Genomic DNA, 17,918 nt, shown 5'->3' with positions numbered 1-17,918 from the left:
AGAATTTCTCGTTCAACTTCAAACACTTGACCGCTTCACTTACCTCTCGAAGCGGGAGGCGAATTCTACAGCGTTACCACCTGCTGTCAACCCCCTTTTTCACCGCATCCGATCCGGAGATCGAAGCCACTTCCCGCTTACCCGAACTGCTAACTCGTTGATTCTCAAGAAGTTTGCCGTTCCGTTGTCGCTGGAAGTGGGGCGCATTATAAGGGCTTTCTAGAGGGCGTCAACACTTATTTAACACATCTCTCAAATCACCCCTTGAGCCCGTAGCGAAGCGATGCTGTCGATGTCGAGTTCCAGCTCCCTTTGTAGTATGGCAGCTGTGTGCTCGCCGAGCAGGGGCGGCGCCAGGCGGTACTCAACCGGCGTGCGGGACAAGCGCAACGGGCTTGCCACCTGCCTCAGTACCCCGGCCAACGGGTGGGCCAGTTCGACCTCCAGCTCCCGCGCCTTTACCTGCGGATCTGCAAACACTTGCGCCAGGTCATTGATAGGGCCACAGGGCACGCCCGCTTCCTCCAACAGCGAAACCCACTCGGCCGTTGTTTTGAATACCGTAGCCTGGCGAATGAGCGGAACGAGTACCGCCCGGTGCGCAACCCTCGCAGCGTTGGTAGAGAAGCGGGGATCATCTGCCCAGCCTTCGAAGCCAGCTACCCGAGCGAACTTCCTGAATTGCTGATCATTGCCCACGGTAAGAATGAAGTCGCCATCGGCTGTAGGGAAATCCTGATACGGGACGATATTAGGATGTGCATTACCCAGCCGCCTTGGCGCGATGCCCGTGGTGAGGTAGTTCATGGCTTGGTTTGCCAGGCAGGCGACCTGAACGTCCAGCAGTGCCATATCGATATGCTGGCCCTCGCCGCTCTGCTCGCGTTCGGCGAGCGCCGCCAGCACCGCCACGGTGGAATACAAGCCCGTGAGGATATCCGTAAGCGCCACGCCGACTTTCACCGGCCCTTCGCCGTCTTCCCCTTGAGGCCTGCCGGTGAGGCTCATCAACCCACCCAGGCCCTGCACCATGAAGTCATAACCGGCGCGGCGGGCATAGGGCCCCGTTTGGCCGAACCCGGTGATGGAACAATAGATAAGCCGAGGATTGACCTGCTTCAGTGAGGCGTAGTCCAGGCCATAGGCGGCGAGGCCGCCAACCTTGAAGTTTTCGATAAGCACATCCGAATTGGCCGCCAGTGCACGGACCAGGCGCTGCCCCTCCGGCTTGGTGAAGTCGATGGTCACTGAAGACTTGTTACGGTTGGCGCACAGGTAGTACGCCGCTTCGCCCGTGCTCTCGCCCTTTGCATCCTTCAGGTAAGGTGGTCCCCACGCACGGGTGTCATCACCGTTCCCGGGGCGCTCTACCTTTATGACTTCCGCGCCGAGGTCACCCAGAATCTGGCCCGCCCAGGGGCCCGCCAATACCCGTGAGAGATCCAGCACCTTCAAGTGGGACAACGCACCCATGGCCGCTACTCCTTAATAGAAGGCCTGGATGCCAGTTTGAGCGCGGCCGAGAATCAGCGCGTGCACATCATGTGTGCCCTCATAAGTATTAACGACTTCGAGGTTGACCAAGTGACGAGCTACGCCGAATTCGTCGGAGATGCCATTGCCGCCGAGCATGTCCCGCGCCAGGCGGGCAATGTCCAAGGCCTTGCCGCACGAATTGCGCTTCATGATCGAGGTGATCTCCACCGCAGCCGTGCCTTCGTCTTTCATGCGCCCCAGCCTCAGACACCCTTGAAGGGCGAGTGTGATTTCGGTCTGCATGTCAGCGAGCTTCTTCTGTACCAGTTGGGTGGCCGCCAACGGCCGGCCGAACTGCTGACGGTCCAGGGTGTACTGCCGTGCCGTATGCCAGCAATACTCAGCTGCACCAAGGGCACCCCAGGAAATTCCGTACCGCGCCGAGTTCAGGCAGGTGAAGGGGCCTTTAAGCCCACGCACATCCGGGAAGGCGTTTTCTTCGGGCACGAACACGTTATCCATCACGATCTCGCCGGTAATAGAAGCACGCAGCCCAACCTTGCCGTGAATGGCGGGTGCAGTAAGGCCTTCCCAGCCTTTCTCTAGAATGAAACCGCGGATATCGCCTTCGTCATCCTTGGCCCATACCACGAACACATCGGCGATCGGGCTGTTGGTGATCCACATCTTGTTGCCGGTCATGCGATAACCGCCATCGACCTTCCTGGCGCGAGTGATCATTGCCCCTGGGTCCGAGCCATGATTAGGCTCGGTCAAACCGAAACAACCGATCGAATGGCCGCTGGCAAGCTTGGGCAGGTACTTCTGCTTCTGGGCTTCGGTGCCGAATTCATTGATCGGCACCATTACCAGCGAAGACTGCACGCTCATCATGGAGCGGTAGCCAGAGTCGATTCGCTCCACCTCACGGGCGATCAACCCGTAGCACACGTAATTCAGCCCGCTGCCGCCGTATTGCTCAGGGATGGTTGCGCCAAGCAACCCGATATCGCCCATCTCGCGGAAGATGGCAGGGTCGGTCAGCTCGTGCCTGAAGGCTTCCAGCACCCTGGGCGCCAGGCTGGTGTTCGCAAATTGAGCCGCGCTGTCCCGCACCATGCGCTCTTCTTCTGTGAGCTGTTGATCCAGCAGTAACGGGTCAATCCAGTTAAAGCTCGCTTTTGTGGCCATGGTGCGGTCCTCGAAAAAGTAACAGTGCGTTAAGCCTAGATGCCGCGACGGCAGTACTCAAACGAGCTTTCTGCACCCTGTTGTGTTGATTTCTCACTCCGAAAGCCGCACAAAGGCGCAAATGCCAGCCGAGGTCATGAGCCATGCGCAGAAAGATCCCTAGCACTGCAGCCCTTGTCAGTTTCGAATCCGCAGCCCGCCACGAGAGCTTCACCAAGGCAGCGCAAGAGCTATCGCTGACCCAGGGCGCCGTATGCCGCCAGATCGCCGCGCTCGAGGGCTTTCTTAATGTGGAGCTGTTTCGGCGCTCACGCCGCGGGGTAAAACTGACCGAAGCGGGGCTTTCCTATAGCCGGCAGGTCGCCGCTCAGCTGGATGCGGTGGAGCGGGACACCTTGTCGGTCATGGGCCAGCAGGGTGCGGTGGCTATCGAACTCGCAGTGGTGCCCACTTTCGGCACACGGTGGCTATTGCCACGGCTGAAAGATTTCCAGCGGCTGCATCCTCACGTGACGGTAAACCTCACCAACAGAACCCGGCCGTTCCTGTTCGCCGATACGCAGTTTGATGCCGCGATCTACTTTGGTGACGGTGAATGGCCGGGCGCACAGGCTTTTCCCTTGATGGGCGAACGGTCGGTTCCCGTATGCAGCCCGGCGCTGCTGCCCGGGGGCACCTTGCAACACCCGGCAGCCCTTGCCGAGCTGCCGCTGCTCCAGCAAACGACCAGGCCGTATGCATGGCGGCAATGGTTCAACTCCGCAGGGCTACAAGTGGCGCGGGACCTTACCGGCCCCCGTTATGAGCTGTTTTCGATGCTGGCCCAGGCCGCTATCCATCAAATGGGCGTCGCGCTGATTCCACCCTTTTTAATTGAGCAGGAATTACTCAGAAAAGAGCTGGTGATAGCACATCAACATGCCTTTTCCGACGCTCGTGCTTATCACCTGATGATTCCGGAAAGAAAAGTTGAATCCGCTTCGCTGAAAGCTTTCAGGGACTGGCTGATCGGCGCAGCGCGCAACTATTCCTTTGAAGACTATCAGCCATAACTTCCAATCCATGCGCGTAAAGAATAGCTGCTATAACTAACTTTGCTGTAAGCGATTGACGCACCCACCACTTAGAGACCAGCCGGTCTAGCCCAGACCGCCCGGCCTGCGGGCCTTTGCGACCTAAAACAGGGCCTGCGAGCGGCTTTAACTGCAATGATTACAGCCACTTGCGTAACACCCGCAAACGAACAAATACACCTGCAAAGCATTAATAGTTGATAGCGGCTGAATGCCTATGCAGAATGCAGCCAGGCATTTCCTTTAACCACTTCAGTCTGCTGCTTATTGCAGGGCGGCCTGCGTCTTTTAAAAGTGCAAGCTCGAACAAAGTTTCAGCGAGGAGAAAGATCGTGCGCATAGGCGTTCCACTAGAAACCCACCCCGGGGAAACCCGCGTGGCGGCCACTCCCGAAACAATCAAGAAGCTGATCGGCCAGGGCCACAGCGTGGTGGTCGAAGCCAGCGCAGGTGTGGCCGCGAGCATCCCGGATGCCGCCTATGAAGCAGCGGGCGCCAGCATCGGGGATCCATCCCAGGTGCTGAGCGCACAGGTGGTGTTGAAGGTCGTTGCGCCGAGTGCCGAGGAACTGACCGCCCTCGCTGCCGGTACGGTCGTGGTAGGCATGCTCAACCCATTCAACGCCGAAGGCCTGGCGCGCATGGCAGAGCAGGGCATTACCGCCTTCGCGCTGGAGGCTGCGCCCCGTACATCCCGCGCCCAGAGCCTGGACGTGTTGTCTTCCCAGGCCAATATCGCCGGCTATAAGGCTGTGCTGTTGGCCACCCAGCATTATCCGCGGTTCATGCCGATGCTGATGACCGCCGCCGGCACCGTGAAAGCCGCGCGGGTACTGGTACTTGGCGCCGGTGTGGCGGGGCTGCAGGCCATCGCAACCGCCAAGCGGCTAGGCGCGGTCATCGAAGCGTCCGACGTCCGCCCGGCCGTGAAGGAACAGATCGAATCGCTGGGCGCGAAATTCATCGACGTGCCGTACGAAACGGACGAAGAACGCGAATGCGCCCAAGGTGTGGGAGGTTATGCCCGGCCCATGCCAGCCAGTTGGATGCAGCGCCAGGCTCAGGCCGTACATGAGCGGGCGAAGCAGGCGGATATCGTTATCACCACCGCACTTATCCCGGGCCGCAAGGCGCCCATGCTGCTCAGCGCCGAAACCGTCGCGCAGATGAAACCCGGCGCCGTGGTGGTAGACCTGGCGGCCTCCCAAGGTGGCAACTGCCCGCTCACGGTCGTGGATCAAGTGGTTAACGCCCATGGCGTGACTATCGTAGGCCCGGCCAACCTTGCCACCCAGGTGCCCGCGGACGCCTCCGCGCTGTATGCGCGCAACGTGCTGGACTTCCTCAAGCTCATTCTGGGCAAGGACGGGGCACTGGACATCAACCTGGAAGACGACATCGTCGCGGCCTGCCTGATGTGCCGGGACGGCCAACTTCTGCGCAAGCAGCCCTGAAAAGGAATATCGCAATGGATGACATGCTGATCTCTCACGGCATCTACAACCTGATCATCTTCGTGCTCGCCATTTATGTGGGCTACCACGTGGTGTGGAACGTTACACCCGCCTTGCACACCCCGCTGATGGCGGTCACCAATGCCATCTCCGCCATCGTGATCGTAGGCGCGATGCTGGCTGCTGCGCTGACCGTAACCCCGCTCGGCAAATTCATGGGCACGGCCGCCGTGGCGTTGGCCGCAGTGAATGTGTTTGGTGGCTTCCTCGTTACCCGTCGCATGCTGGAAATGTTCAAGAAAAAAGCCAAGCCCGGAGCCGACGCGCAATGAGCATGAACCTGATTACCCTTCTCTATCTGGTGGCATCCATCTGCTTTATCCAGGCGCTCAAGGGGCTGTCGCATCCCACCACTTCCCGCCGCGGCAACCTGTACGGGATGGCGGGCATGGCACTGGCCGTACTGACCACTGTGGTACTGATCTTCAAGCTGGGTTCGGAGCTGGCGGGGGTAGGGATTGGCTACGTACTGCTTGGGCTGTTGATTGGCGGCACGGCGGGGTCGATCATGGCGCGCCGGGTAGAAATGACCAAGATGCCGGAGCTGGTAGCCTTCATGCACAGCATGATCGGCCTGGCAGCGGTGTTCATTGCCATTGCGGCCGTAGTAGAGCCGCAATCCCTGGGCATCGTCGCGCAGCTGGGCGATCCTATCCCTGCGGGCAACCGCCTCGAGCTGTTCCTCGGCGCGGCCATCGGGGCCATTACCTTCTCCGGCTCCGTGATTGCGTTCGGCAAGCTCTCGGGCAAATACAAGTTCCGCCTGTTCCAGGGTGCGCCAGTACAGTTCGCCGGCCAACACAAGCTTAACCTCCTGCTGGGCATACTTACGGTCGGCCTTGGGCTTGTGTTCATGCTCAGTGGCAGCCACACCGCCTTTGCACTGATGCTGGTGCTCGCATTTGTAATGGGCGTGCTGATCATCATCCCGATCGGCGGGGCCGACATGCCGGTAGTGGTGTCCATGCTCAACAGCTATTCAGGCTGGGCAGCGGCGGGCATCGGCTTCTCGCTCAACAACTCGATGCTGATCATTGCCGGCTCGCTGGTAGGTTCGTCAGGGGCAATCCTCTCCTACATCATGTGCAAGGCGATGAACCGTTCGTTCTTCAATGTGATCCTCGGTGGCTTCGGCGGTAACGCTCAGGCGAGCGCCAGTACGGGTAGCCAGGAAGCGCGGCCAGTGAAATCCGGTTCGGCGGACGACGCCAGCTTCCTGCTGAGCAACGCCGACACCGTTATCATCGTGCCCGGCTATGGCCTGGCAGTAGCCCGCGCGCAGCATGCCCTCAAGGAGCTGACCGAGAAGCTGACCCACAACGGGGTTACGGTGAAATATGCCATTCACCCGGTTGCCGGCCGCATGCCTGGCCACATGAACGTACTGCTCGCCGAAGCCGAAGTCCCCTACGACCAGGTGTTCGAGATGGACGACATCAACTCCGAGTTCGGCCAGGCAGACGTTGTGCTGGTGCTGGGGGCCAACGATGTGGTCAACCCGGCCGCGAAGAACGACCCGAACTCCCCGATTGCAGGCATGCCCATCCTCGAAGCGTTCAAGGCCCGTACCATCATCGTGAACAAACGCTCCATGGCAAGCGGCTATGCCGGGCTTGATAACGAGCTGTTCTACTTGGACAAAACCATGATGGTGTTTGGCGACGCTAAAAAGGTCATCGAGGACATGGTCAAAGCGGTCGAATAACCCCTCAATAACAGAGGCCCGGCTTCACCACCGGGCCCGTTCGTTACCATCCCCGCAATACTGTTTTACACTGAAAACCCCTCTCCAGAGCCTTTCCTTCGACCTTGGTCGATGGTCAGGCACCGCCGCGGTTCAATAGACTTGTCGCCTGATTTCCCTGGAGAGACATGTCCATGTACACCGATCGCATTCGCCTGCCTTCCCTTCTCAGCAAGGTGATGCCCGCTTCCGAAGCCGCCGCCTTGATCGAAGACGGGATGACGGTGGGCATGAGTGGCTTTACCCGCGCCGGTGAAGCCAAGGCCGTTCCCCAGGCGCTGGCGGAGCGCGCGCGCAACCATCCGCTGCAGATTACCTTGATGACAGGCGCCAGCCTGGGTAATGACCTGGACAAGCAATTGACCGACGCCGGAGTGCTGGCACGGCGCATGCCGTTCCAGGTCGACAGCACGCTGCGCAAGGCCATCAACGAGGGGAAGGTCATGTTTATCGACCAGCACCTTTCCGAAACCGTAGAACAGCTTCGCAACCTGCAGCTCAAGCCGGTGGACCTGGCTGTGATCGAAGCCGTGGCAATCACGGAACAGGGCCACATCGTCCCAAGCACTTCGGTGGGTAACTCGGCCAGCTTCGCGATCCTGGCGAACAAGGTGATCGTGGAGATCAACCTTTCCCAGCCAGCCTCCCTAGAAGGGCTGCATGACATTTATATCCCGACCTACCGGCCTACGCGCACACCTATCCCAGTGGTCGCCTGCGATAGCCGTATCGGCAGCACGGCGATCCCGATCGATCCGGCAAAGATCGTGGGCATCGTCATCAGCAACCAACCGGATTCGAACTCCACGGTGCTTCCCCCGGACGAGGACACCAAAGCCATCGCGGATCACTTGGTAGCCTTCTTCAACAATGAAGTAGCGCTTGGGCGGCTCACGCCACGGCTCATGCCATTGCAGGCAGGGATCGGCACAATCGCCAATGCGGTGATGCATGGTTTGCTGGATTCGCCGTTCCACGACCTGACGATGTATTCGGAAGTGCTTCAGGACTCAACCTTTGACCTGTTCGACGCCGGCAAACTGAGCTTCGCCTCCGGTAGCTCCATCACGCTGTCCGCGCGCCGCCATGAGCAAGTGTTCACAGACCTCGAGCGGTACAAAGACCGACTGGTACTGCGGCCCCAGGAAATTTCCAACCACCCGGAAGTCATTCGGCGCCTCGGCATCATTGGTATCAACACAGCGCTGGAATTCGACATCTACGGCAACGTGAACTCTACCCACGTTGCAGGCACCCGGATGATGAACGGGATCGGGGGTTCGGGAGATTTCGCTCGCAATGCACACTTGGCCATATTTGTTACCAAGTCCATCGCAAAGGGTGGCGCCATTTCAAGCGTCGTTCCGATGGCCAGCCACGTGGACCATACCGAGCATGATGTCGACATTCTGGTGACTGAACAGGGGCTGGCAGACCTGCGCGGCCTTGCCCCACGGGAACGCGCCCAGGCGATTATCGAGAACTGTGTGCACCCGGCTTTCCAAAACGCGCTGCGGGAGTACTTCGAAACTGCCTGCATGAAAGGCGGGCATACCCCTCACAACCTGACGGAGGCCCTTAGCTGGCACATCAATGCCGAAACAACCGGCCGCATGCTTGCCGAATAGGAATACGGAGCGGTCTGTGGAGCAAAACAGTTCGGTGCCAGCAAGGTGTTAATCACGCAAGCTGGCAGAAACTGTTCTGCTGTACCGCTCAGAATCCAGGAAAATTTAGCCGTCTAGCGCATTTCAAGTACCAAAATGCTCCAATACGGTGCACACCAGTACAGAATGCACCGGTTAGGGTAGTACAGTGGCGTAAAACAGATAACTGAATGCCACTCTTATTAGTGAACTGTGCATATGATTTCGGGTGGCTGAGGCGCATCATTTGCTCATCTTCAGATCACCACTTGAATCCCGCCACAAGCGGAAGGATGACCACCATGGAACGTACCCTGAGTTCCGACCTGCAATTCACTGCAACCACCACCCGCAACCAGACCTCGTTGCCGCTGCGTATTCTCGCCAGCCTCAGCCTGTGGCAGCGCCGCTTGGCCAGCCGCCATCAACTGGCCCGCCTGGATGCTCGACTGCTGGCCGACGCCGGTATCAGCGAATCCCAGCGTTACGAAGAGCTGAGCAAGCCTTTCTGGCGCTAAGCGCACTTTCGGGTGACATCAAAAACCCGCTACGGCTTCCGTGGCGGGTTTTTTTGTATCTATGACACTCAAATACAGTTTTATCTTAAGCCCGAAAATTCTTTAACTGTATCTGCCCTGAATAAGCGCCACGATGGAATCTTTTTCCCTTCGCGGTTCTAATACATCGGTCGCAGGCCAGCGCTCCGCTGGGCCACGCAGGGAGAGTCATTATGCTTAACGCTAAACAAGGTCTGGCGCTCGCCGGCGCGCTCGTTCTCGGAATCGCGAGCGGGGCCCAGGCTTCCAGCTTCGTGGTCACTACAGACGCCGTTGTACGTGCGGTGGATGCGAGCACCAATGCCACTTCGGACGTCTCTTCGTCTCTACGGGACAACAAGATCGTGCAGCAGGCAAAAGACGATGCAGCCAGCTTTGTTGCCACGCAAGGGCAAATCCGAGGAGTTCGCCTCGAAAGCGCCCTGGGTTGGATTCGTGGGCAGATGCCTGGGCTGCAAGCCAGCGATATCGAACTGGCCAAGGCCATTGTTGCCAGCTGAGCGGATGAAACTTGCGCAAGGCGAGCGCTGCGGACCGGCCAAGGCCTAGCTCCGCCGATGCGCATGCGCTAGCCTTGCCGCTTCGTTGAAAATGCCCTCAAAAACCATGCGCTATCCGTTCCTGCTACTTACCTGGCTGCTCTGTACTGGCACTGCCCAGGCTTTCGATACCACCACGCAAGGCGTCATCATCAGCGGTTATGTGACCAGTCAGGTCACCACGGCACCGTTCGACAAAAAGATCATCGCCAATGCGCGCGATGATGCCGCTGCGTTCGTGGCCACCGAAGGCAGGGACCGGGGCGTACGGCTCGAGGCAGCCCTGCAGGCCCTGCGGCGCGACGCATCGGACCACAACGCCAGCGACCTTGAACTGGCGCAGGCGATACTCGTCCAATAGGCACTTTTTACACCCCCCGTTTTTCCGGAGATACCATGCGCACCACATTGATCGTCGCTACCTTGGGCCTGTTCGCCCTGGCTGATGCGGCGCAAGCCCACACACTGGAGCAAACCAGCAATATCATCGTTCGCGCCTTCGGCCGCTCGATCGACTTCACCTCGGACACCACCACGTCCATCCGTGATTCCAAAGTGGTGCTGCAGGCCAAGGATGACGCGGCGAGCTACGTTGCCAGCCAAGGTGATATCCGAAGCGCTCAACTGGAATCCGCATTGGCCACCCTGCGTGCCCACTTGCCCGAAGCACAAGGCGCGAGCGACCAGGCACTGGCTGAAGCCATTCTCGCCCTGTGAAAGCCTTGGCCGCCTGGCTGCTTGCCGGCGGCCTCCTGTTTTTCAGCGCTACCGCAAGTGCGGCGCTGGAGCTGCTGATAGACGATCCTGGTCTTACACCTGCAGAGCACAGTGCAACTCAAGCACTGCTCGATGAGGCCAAAGCCGCACTGCCTCCCGCGTTTATTGCTGCGCTGGACCGCACTGTTCACGTGAGCTGGACAACCCACATGCCCGAGGATGCCTACGGGCAGGCAGGGTTGGTGTCTACGCTGGAACTCAATCGCCGGTTGTTACCTGGCCTGGTTGACGGTTCGGCCGCCACCGAGAAAACCGGCCGCCCTCATGGCACTGTGCGGGCAGAGATGCTGGCGACGGTTCTGCACGAGCTTACCCACCTCTATGACCGGGCGCGGTTATGGCCAGCCAGCGAACGAGCCCTTATTACGCGATGCCGCCAACAGCAGGCGGCACTGGGCGAAGTGGGCCTGGCGCAAGCGTGCAGAGGGCAAAAGGAGCGACGGTTCACCTTGAGCGACGACCCGCGCTTGCTGGACCTGGCAGGATGGCCCCAGGCCGTGGGCCGACGCGGCGAGCGTGAACAGGCTAACCGGCAGATCGCACGAAGCCCGGACCTGTACGAAACCAGCAGCCCCAAGGAATTTATCGCGGTCAACATGGAATACTTCCTGTTAGACCCCGCCTATGCCTGCCGCCGGCCTGAGCTATATGCCTACCTCAAAGGCCACTTTGGCTGGGCACCGGCCAGCCAGGCCAACTGTCCCACCGCGTTGCCATTCCTCAACGCAGGCAGTGATTTTGCACGCCAGCCGCTTGGGCTCATCGACCCCGAGCGGGTCTATGAAGTCGATTACCTGTTGGCAGAGGCCAATCAGAACTGGGTAAGCCGCTGGGGCCACAGCATGCTTCGGCTGGTCATCTGCGCCCCGGGCAGGCCGCGTGGGCCGGACTGCAGGCTGGACCTCGAATACAGCCTGGTGCTGTCGTTCCGCGCCTTCGTCAACGATGTACAACTCTCCACCTGGGGCGGGCTCAACGGTGCCTATCCGTCTCGACTGTTCGTACTGCCGCTGTCTCAGGTGATTGATGAATACACCAAGACCGAGTTGCGCAGCCTGGCTTCGGTACCGCTCAAACTCAGCCGCCTGGAAATCCAGTCCCTGGTGCGCCATGCGGCCGAGATGCACTGGAGCTACGACGGCAACTATTACTTCCTCTCCAACAACTGCGCCGTGGAAACACTCAAACTGCTGCGTGCCGGGACCCAGAACCCGGCCCTGCAGAGCATGGACAGTATCGTGCCCAATGGCTTGCTGAGCGTACTGGAAGCGCGGGGGCTCGCTGACGGGAATGTGCTCAAGGACAAGCGTGAAGCCCTGCGCCGTGGGTACCTGTTCGACTCCTTCCGGGACCGCTATCAGGCGATGTTCACGATTCTGAAGCAGCAGCTGCCTATCCCCCAGAACACGGTGGAGGAGTGGCTGGAGCAACCTGCGGCAGCGCGCGACGCATGGTTCGCCAAGGCCGACTTACGCACCAGCGCCGCGCTGCTGTTGCTGGAGCAGGCCGGCTACCGGCGGCAACTGCTGCTGGCTCAGGAGGAAGTGAAGCAGCGTTACCTGGGCGCTCGGGACGCCGGCGACCAGAGCGTGGGCAATGCCAACGAAACCCTTCAGGCCATCCTCGCCAATAGCGGGTTCCTCAGCCGCCCCGCTGAGCTGCTCGGCGCAGAAGGCTACGGGCTGCCTCAGGAAAGCGAGTGGAAGCGCCTGGAGCAGGCATCGGGTGAGCGTCAACGACAGCTGCAACAGCTGAGCGTCGACCTCGACAAGGAAGTCCGTGCCTTGTTGACGCCAGAGCGCGCTGCAGCCATCGCTGCCAGCGAGTCCAATCTCAAGGCCATCGGCCAGCACCTGCGCGACCTGCACAAGGCCAGCGGCGGGTTGATTCTGCCTTAGCTACCTTGCGGCACTGAAAGGCAGGCGAAAGCCACAGTGCTTAGGATCGGCGGCAACCGGTGCCGTGCCCGGACCATAACGAAGACAACAACAAGAGATTCGCCATGCTGACCTTCCTTGGCTTCGCCATGGTCGTGACGTTCATGTTCCTGATCATGACCAAACGACTGTCCGCCCTGATCGCCCTGATCATCATTCCTATCCTGTTCGCGCTGTTCGGCGGTTTCGCCGCCAAGATCGGCCCCATGATGCTCGAAGGCATCAGCAAGCTGGCGCCCACGGGCGTAATGCTGATGTTCGCCATCCTGTACTTCGCCTTGATGATCGACTCCGGGCTGTTTGATCCGGCCGTACGCAAGATCCTCAAGCTGGTCAAGGGTGACCCGCTGAAGGTTTCCGTTGGTACCGCCGTGCTCGCCTTGGTGGTATCGCTCGATGGCGACGGCGCCACCACGTACATGATCTGCTGCGCGGCAATGCTGCCCTTGTACAGCCGCCTGGGCATGAGCCCGCGGATCATGGCCGGGCTGATCATTCTGGCCGGCGGCGTGATGAACATGACGCCCTGGGGTGGCCCAACGGCCCGTGCCGCCAGCGCGCTGCATGTAGACCCTTCCGATATCTTCGTACCGATGGTGCCCGCCATGGTCGCGGGCGTACTGGGCATCCTGGCCATCGCCTGGATGTACGGCAAACGTGAAAGGGCGCGCCTGGGTGAGCTGCACCTTCCAGGTGATGAAGCGCCCTCCTGCGATATCACGGTATCTCAGTTCCCGGACGCACGCCGGCCGAAGCTGATCTGGTTCAATGGCCTGCTTACCGCCGGGCTGATGGTCGCCCTGATCAACGGCGTACTGCCGTTGCCCGTGCTGTTCATGATCGCGTTCAGTATTGCCATGATCGTGAATTACCCCTGCCTGCAGGCTCAGAAAGACCGCATTGCCGCCCACGCTGGCAGCGTGCTCGCGGTGGTGGGGCTGATCTTCGCGGCGGGTATTTTCACTGGCATTCTGTCGGGTACGGGCATGGTAGACGCCATGTCCAAGAGCCTGCTGGGGGTGATCCCGGAAGCGTTGGGGCCGTACCTGGCCGTGATTACAGCGCTGGTGAGCATGCCGTTCACCTTCTTCATGTCCAACGATGCGTTCTATTACGGCGTGCTGCCGGTGCTCGCAGAAGCCGCTTCGCACTACGGCATCACCCCGGTAGAAATGGCCCGCGCCTCGATCGTTGGCCAACCCGTGCACCTGCTAAGCCCGTTGGTCCCTTCCACTTACCTGCTGGTAGCGCTGGCAGGCATCGAGTTTGGCGACCATCAACGCTTCACCCTTAAATGGGCAGTATTGGTTTGCCTGTGCATAATGTTCGCCGCCTTGCTCATGGGGATCTTTCCCCTGGCAGGTGGGCTCTAATCCACTACCGTGTATTCAGCGCTAGCAAGCGCCGTTGTCTCTACCAAAGGAATCAATAATGGAATGGTTGACCAGCCCGGAACTCTGGGTCGCCTTTTTCACCCTGACCGCGTTGGAAATTGTACTGGGCATCGACAACATCATCATGATCTCGATCCTGGTAAGCCGCATGCCCAAAGCCATGCAGGCCCGCACCCGACTGTTCGGCCTGGCCCTGGCCATGGTCACGCGCATCCTGCTCCTGCTGTCGATCACCTGGGTGATGCGCCTCACCGCCGACCTGTTCGTGGTATTCGAGCAAGGCATTTCCGGCCGTGACCTGATCCTGTTCTTCGGTGGGCTGTTCCTGCTGTGGAAGAGCGCGCAGGAGATCTACCACGGTGTGGAAGGTGAAGATGAGGGGGGTGATGAACCTTCGGGTAAGGGCGGTAATTTCCTTTACACGATTATTCAGATCGCAATCATCGACATCGTGTTCTCCCTGGACTCGGTCATTACCGCCGTCGGGATGGTGTCGCATGTACCGGTGATGATCGCGGCGATCATAGTGGCAGTACTGGTGATGATGCTTGCTTCGGGCACCATCAGCCGCTTCATCGACCAGCACCCGTCGCTGAAGATGCTCGCGCTGTCCTTCCTGTTGGTGGTAGGTACCGTATTGATCGGCGAAGCATTCGACGTTCATGTGCCCAAGGGCTACGTTTACTTTGCCATGGCGTTCTCGCTGGCGGTGGAAGCTATCAACATCAAAATGCGCACTAGCGCCGCGAAGAAGCGCAACACACAAGCCTGAGGCACGTGCGGGCTGCAACAAGGCCCGCTCGTATGTTACGGTTTTGTTTCAACAAGGCCTGCGCCCTGCTGGCCACAGGTGCAGGCCTCAGCGGTTCTGGATGTTCGCCCCGCCGGGGCTTAATCAGGGAGGCCGTTTCGCATGCTCACCCTGCTGGATCTTCTTTCCGCCGTGGCGCTGCTGGTGTGGGGCACCCACATCGTTCGCACCGGCATCCTTCGTGTGTACGGTACCGCGCTGCGCAGGTTGCTGGGGCAGAACATGGCCAACCGGCCACTGGCGTTCCTGGCAGGTATTCTCGTCACCGCTGTGGTTCAGAGCAGCAACGCCACCGCCATGCTCACCACCTCCTTCGTAGGCCAAGGCTTGATGGGCCTTACCCCGGCGCTGGCAATCATGCTGGGTGCAGATGTGGGTACCGCGGTCATGTCTCGGGTGCTCACCTTCGATCTGTCATGGCTGTCCCCGCTGCTGATTTTCCTCGGCGTTGTCTTTTTCCTTTCCCGCAAGCAAACCCGCCTCGGGCAACTTGGCCGCGTGAGCATCGGGCTGGGGCTGATCATCCTGGCGCTTCAGCTGATCGTAGAAGCGGCCGCGCCCATCACCCAGGCAAAAGGGGTGCAGGTACTGTTCGGCTCGTTGACCGGCGATATCCTGCTGGACGCGCTGGTGGGTGCGCTCTTCGCGATGGTGTCCTATTCAAGCCTGGCCGCCGTGCTGCTCACTGCCACCTTGGCTGAAACCGGCGTGATCAGCTTGCCGGTCGCCGTTGGCCTGGTGATTGGCGCGAACATCGGCAGTGGGTTGCTGGCGTTCATGTCCACCAACATGCAGAACACCCCCGGGCGCCAGGTGGCACTGGGTAGCCTGCTGTACAAGCTTATCGGCCTGGTAGCGATCATTCCGGTGCTGGACCCGGTGGTTCACTGGATGGACACCCTGGGCTTCGACCCACAGTCCATGGTGATCGGCTTCCATGTGCTCTATAACAGCCTGCGCTGCCTGGTACTGCTGCCCACCGCTGGGCCCATGGGCCGGCTGTGCGCGGCGTTATTGCCCGAGCGCCCCGATACCGGTGGCCGCGCGGTGCCTCGCCACCTCGACGCTACCGCTTTGAGCACCCCGAGCCTGGGGCTGGCCAACGCCGTGCGTGAAACACTGCGTATCGGCGATATCATCGAAAGCATGCTCGGTGCGGTGCTCAACGCCTTGCGCGGCGTTCAAACGGCGGTCACCGCCGAAGTGCGAAGCCTGGGCGATGATGCCGAGGCGTTATCCAGCGCCATCAAGCTGTATCTGGCGCAAATGCCTTTGGATGAACTCAGCGATCAGGACCGGCACCGTTGGGCCGAGATCATCGAGCTGTCGGTAAACCTGAACCTGGCCAGCGACCTGATCGAGCGCATGCTGCGCAAGGTACAGCAGCAAAAAACCTCCGAGCGCCGGTCGTTTTCCGAAATCGGCCTGGAAGAGCTCACCACGCTCCATGGCCAACTGCTGAGCAACCTGCGCCTGGGCCTGAACGTATTTTTAAGCCGTGATGAAGAAAGTGCTCGCCAGCTGCTACGTGAAAAAAGGCGCTTCCGCGCTCAAGAGCGGCGCCTTACCCACGCACATGTCAGCCGCCTGCAACACAAGGTGGTGCAAAGTATCGAGACCAGCTCGCTGCACCTTGAGCTGATCGCGGATATGAAGCGGCTCAACTCGCTGTTCTGTGGCAGTGCTTACGCGGTGCTGGGTACCGGTGATACCGGCTCCCTGCTGGCGGGCGATGACACCGCTACCCAGCTCTCTTGAACGTCGCGGGCACGTTGCAGTCAGTTAAGAGGGCCGGCCGCGGCCCTTTCGGTTAGTGCAAGGAAGCCCGTAGATGCGTTGCATGTTGTTCGCCTGCCTGCTGTTGCTGTCGTTACCCAGTGCCGCGCTGGACCGGCTGCAGGTGCAAGGGTACCTCCTGCCAAACGGCCTCCAGGTATTGCTCAAGCCAGGCACCGACCGCGGTCATGTTGCCATTCGCCTGGTGGTAGGGGTGGGGTTCAGCGACTTCAACTGCGCCAGCCAGGAATTGCCCCACTTGCTTGAGCACCTGCTGTTCAGCGGCCTGGACGACAGCGGCGAAGGTGGCCTGGAGGAGCGTATGCAAGCGCTGGGCGGGGAGTGGAACGCCTTTACCAGTGAAGCCGACACCACCTTTGTGATCGAAGCCCCCGCGCGCAACCAGCGCAAAGTGCTGGACTTGTTGCTGCAGGCCATCACGCGCACCGAGCTGACCGAGGCCCGCCTTGATACCGCCAGGCGCATCGTAGAGCGCGAAGACGGTGGCCATTACTCGCACTTGCAGCGCTGGCTGGATCACCAGGACCTTGGCAAGGACGCCAGTAACCAGCTGGCGATCGAGATGGGCTTGCGCTGTGCCGACCGCGCTTCTGCGGCCGGGCTTACCCTCGCCCAGGTGAAACAGGTACGCCAGCAATGGTATGCGCCCAACAACATGACCTTGATCGTTGTGGGCGAGCTGGACAAATTGCTTCCCGCCTATCTGGAGCGGTCTTATGGCGAGCTCGCCTCGGTCAAGCCCAGCGACCATCCGCCACTTACGCTGGAGCAGCGGCCCGCCCAACGAGAGCGCACGCTGATCCAAGGCTGGCTCGGCGATACGGCCAAGCTTCACTGGTACTTCCCCGAGCCCGATGTGGAGGATTTGCCGCCTGGGGTATGGGACTTGTTGCAAAGCTATCTGGACTGGGCGCTGTACAAGAAACTACGGCTGGAAGAGGGCCTTTCCTACGGGCCGGGCAGCCTGAACGAGCCCTTCGGCGACAGCACGCTGATGAGCCTGAATGCCGACCTGGACCGGGACGATATCGAGAAAGCGCGTGAGGCAGTGCAGGCGCTGACGCGCCAAGTCAAGGACAAAGGCCTGGATGGGCCTACCTTCGAGCGCCTGAAAGCAGGGGCAATCGATCGCCTGGCTTGGGCTATCCAGGGCGACAGCGGGCTGGCGGATTATTACTGGGGCGCGCTGAGCGATTATGAAGACGGCCGCTTTGCCGATCCCTCAGCCGCCCTGCGCTCGGTAACGCTGGCGCAGGCGGACGAGGCAACAAGGCGCCTGTTTGCCGACCCTGGTTATATACGCGTCGAAAAATCGCTGATCGGCTATGACGACTTCGCCACGCTGATCACGGTCTCGTCCGTGCTAGCGGCTGTGGCAGGGCTGGCCCTGTGTATCGCCATCGCGCGCCATCGACGACGCTCGGCGGGCAAGTGAGCGGCCACCTCGCCAAGCCGGTATCCT

17 protein-coding genes are annotated in these 17,918 nt (G+C 60.3%); 15 read left to right on the top strand and 2 right to left on the bottom strand.

Annotated elements, in window-relative coordinates:
* Positions 1-223, top strand: a 223-nt coding sequence (locus G7016_RS24865; RefSeq protein ID WP_219856193.1) for a hypothetical protein, incomplete at its 5' end; no start/stop codon positions are given.
* 29 nt (positions 224-252) lie between these two features.
* On the opposite strand, the gene G7016_RS02640 is transcribed toward G7016_RS24865, so the two are convergent.
* Together G7016_RS02640 and G7016_RS02635 are read right to left on the bottom strand one after the other, a co-directional pair.
* On the bottom strand, positions 253-1,473 hold the full coding sequence (locus G7016_RS02640; RefSeq protein WP_181111273.1) for a CaiB/BaiF CoA transferase family protein: 1,221 nt from the start codon (positions 1,471-1,473) through the stop codon (positions 253-255).
* A 12-nt stretch (positions 1,474-1,485) separates the two neighbouring features.
* A complete protein-coding gene (locus tag G7016_RS02635; RefSeq protein ID WP_181111272.1) occupies positions 1,486-2,667 on the bottom strand; it encodes an acyl-CoA dehydrogenase in 1,182 nt (393 codons plus the stop codon).
* A 143-nt stretch (positions 2,668-2,810) separates the two neighbouring features.
* On the opposite strand from G7016_RS02635, the gene G7016_RS02630 reads away from it, so the two are divergent.
* The 14 genes from G7016_RS02630 to G7016_RS02565 all read left to right on the top strand — a co-directional run bounded on the left by G7016_RS02630 (position 2,811) and on the right by G7016_RS02565 (position 17,891).
* Positions 2,811-3,719, top strand: a complete 909-nt coding sequence (locus tag G7016_RS02630; protein ID WP_181111271.1) for a LysR substrate-binding domain-containing protein — start codon at positions 2,811-2,813, stop codon at positions 3,717-3,719.
* A 353-nt stretch (positions 3,720-4,072) separates the two neighbouring features.
* Positions 4,073-5,194 carry a Re/Si-specific NAD(P)(+) transhydrogenase subunit alpha gene (locus tag G7016_RS02625; RefSeq protein WP_181111270.1) on the top strand — a complete coding sequence of 374 codons (1,122 nt, stop codon included), beginning with the start codon at positions 4,073-4,075 and terminating at the stop codon, positions 5,192-5,194.
* Between the two features lie 14 nt (positions 5,195-5,208).
* A complete protein-coding gene (locus G7016_RS02620) occupies positions 5,209-5,526 on the top strand; it encodes an NAD(P) transhydrogenase subunit alpha (protein WP_181111269.1) in 318 nt (105 codons plus the stop codon).
* The gene (locus tag G7016_RS02615) at positions 5,523-6,959 is read left to right on the top strand and encodes an NAD(P)(+) transhydrogenase (Re/Si-specific) subunit beta (protein ID WP_181111268.1); all 1,437 of its coding nucleotides are present in this window, start codon (positions 5,523-5,525) and stop codon (positions 6,957-6,959) included. The genes G7016_RS02620 and G7016_RS02615 overlap by 4 nt, the downstream gene beginning before the upstream one ends.
* A 173-nt stretch (positions 6,960-7,132) precedes the next feature.
* Positions 7,133-8,626, top strand: coding sequence for an acetyl-CoA hydrolase/transferase family protein (locus tag G7016_RS02610; RefSeq protein ID WP_181111295.1), 1,494 nt, complete (start codon positions 7,133-7,135; stop codon positions 8,624-8,626).
* 320 nt (positions 8,627-8,946) lie between these two features.
* Positions 8,947-9,162 carry a DUF1127 domain-containing protein gene (locus tag G7016_RS02605; protein WP_181111267.1) on the top strand — a complete coding sequence of 72 codons (216 nt, stop codon included), beginning with the start codon at positions 8,947-8,949 and terminating at the stop codon, positions 9,160-9,162.
* Positions 9,163-9,374: 212 nt separating this feature from the next.
* The gene (locus G7016_RS02600; RefSeq protein ID WP_181111266.1) at positions 9,375-9,701 is read left to right on the top strand and encodes a DUF2388 domain-containing protein; all 327 of its coding nucleotides are present in this window, start codon (positions 9,375-9,377) and stop codon (positions 9,699-9,701) included.
* A 106-nt stretch (positions 9,702-9,807) separates the two neighbouring features.
* Complete coding sequence (locus G7016_RS02595; protein ID WP_181111265.1) at positions 9,808-10,101, top strand: DUF2388 domain-containing protein; 294 nt, start codon at positions 9,808-9,810, stop codon at positions 10,099-10,101.
* Positions 10,102-10,136: 35 nt separating this feature from the next.
* The gene (locus G7016_RS02590; RefSeq protein WP_181111264.1) at positions 10,137-10,457 is read left to right on the top strand and encodes a DUF2388 domain-containing protein; all 321 of its coding nucleotides are present in this window, start codon (positions 10,137-10,139) and stop codon (positions 10,455-10,457) included.
* A complete protein-coding gene (locus tag G7016_RS02585) occupies positions 10,454-12,415 on the top strand; it encodes a DUF7844 domain-containing protein (RefSeq protein WP_181111263.1) in 1,962 nt (653 codons plus the stop codon). Before G7016_RS02590 ends, G7016_RS02585 begins: the two co-directional genes overlap by 4 nt.
* Positions 12,416-12,519: 104 nt before the next feature.
* On the top strand, positions 12,520-13,827 hold the full coding sequence (locus G7016_RS02580; RefSeq protein ID WP_181111262.1) for a CitMHS family transporter: 1,308 nt from the start codon (positions 12,520-12,522) through the stop codon (positions 13,825-13,827).
* A 58-nt stretch (positions 13,828-13,885) separates the two neighbouring features.
* A complete protein-coding gene (locus G7016_RS02575) occupies positions 13,886-14,620 on the top strand; it encodes a TerC family protein (RefSeq protein WP_181111261.1) in 735 nt (244 codons plus the stop codon).
* A gap of 141 nt (positions 14,621-14,761) precedes the next feature.
* Positions 14,762-16,417: a Na/Pi cotransporter family protein gene (locus G7016_RS02570; RefSeq protein ID WP_181111260.1), complete on the top strand. Its 1,656-nt coding sequence runs from the start codon at positions 14,762-14,764 to the stop codon at positions 16,415-16,417.
* 73 nt (positions 16,418-16,490) lie between these two features.
* A complete protein-coding gene (locus G7016_RS02565; RefSeq protein WP_181111259.1) occupies positions 16,491-17,891 on the top strand; it encodes a M16 family metallopeptidase in 1,401 nt (466 codons plus the stop codon).
* Positions 17,892-17,918 lie beyond the last annotated feature (27 nt).

Source organism: Pseudomonas japonica (assembly GCF_013522925.1).
In the GTDB taxonomy this organism is placed as follows: Bacteria; Pseudomonadota; Gammaproteobacteria; order Pseudomonadales; family Pseudomonadaceae; genus Aquipseudomonas; species Aquipseudomonas japonica_A.
This window is presented reverse-complemented; position numbering and strand designations above follow the sequence as displayed.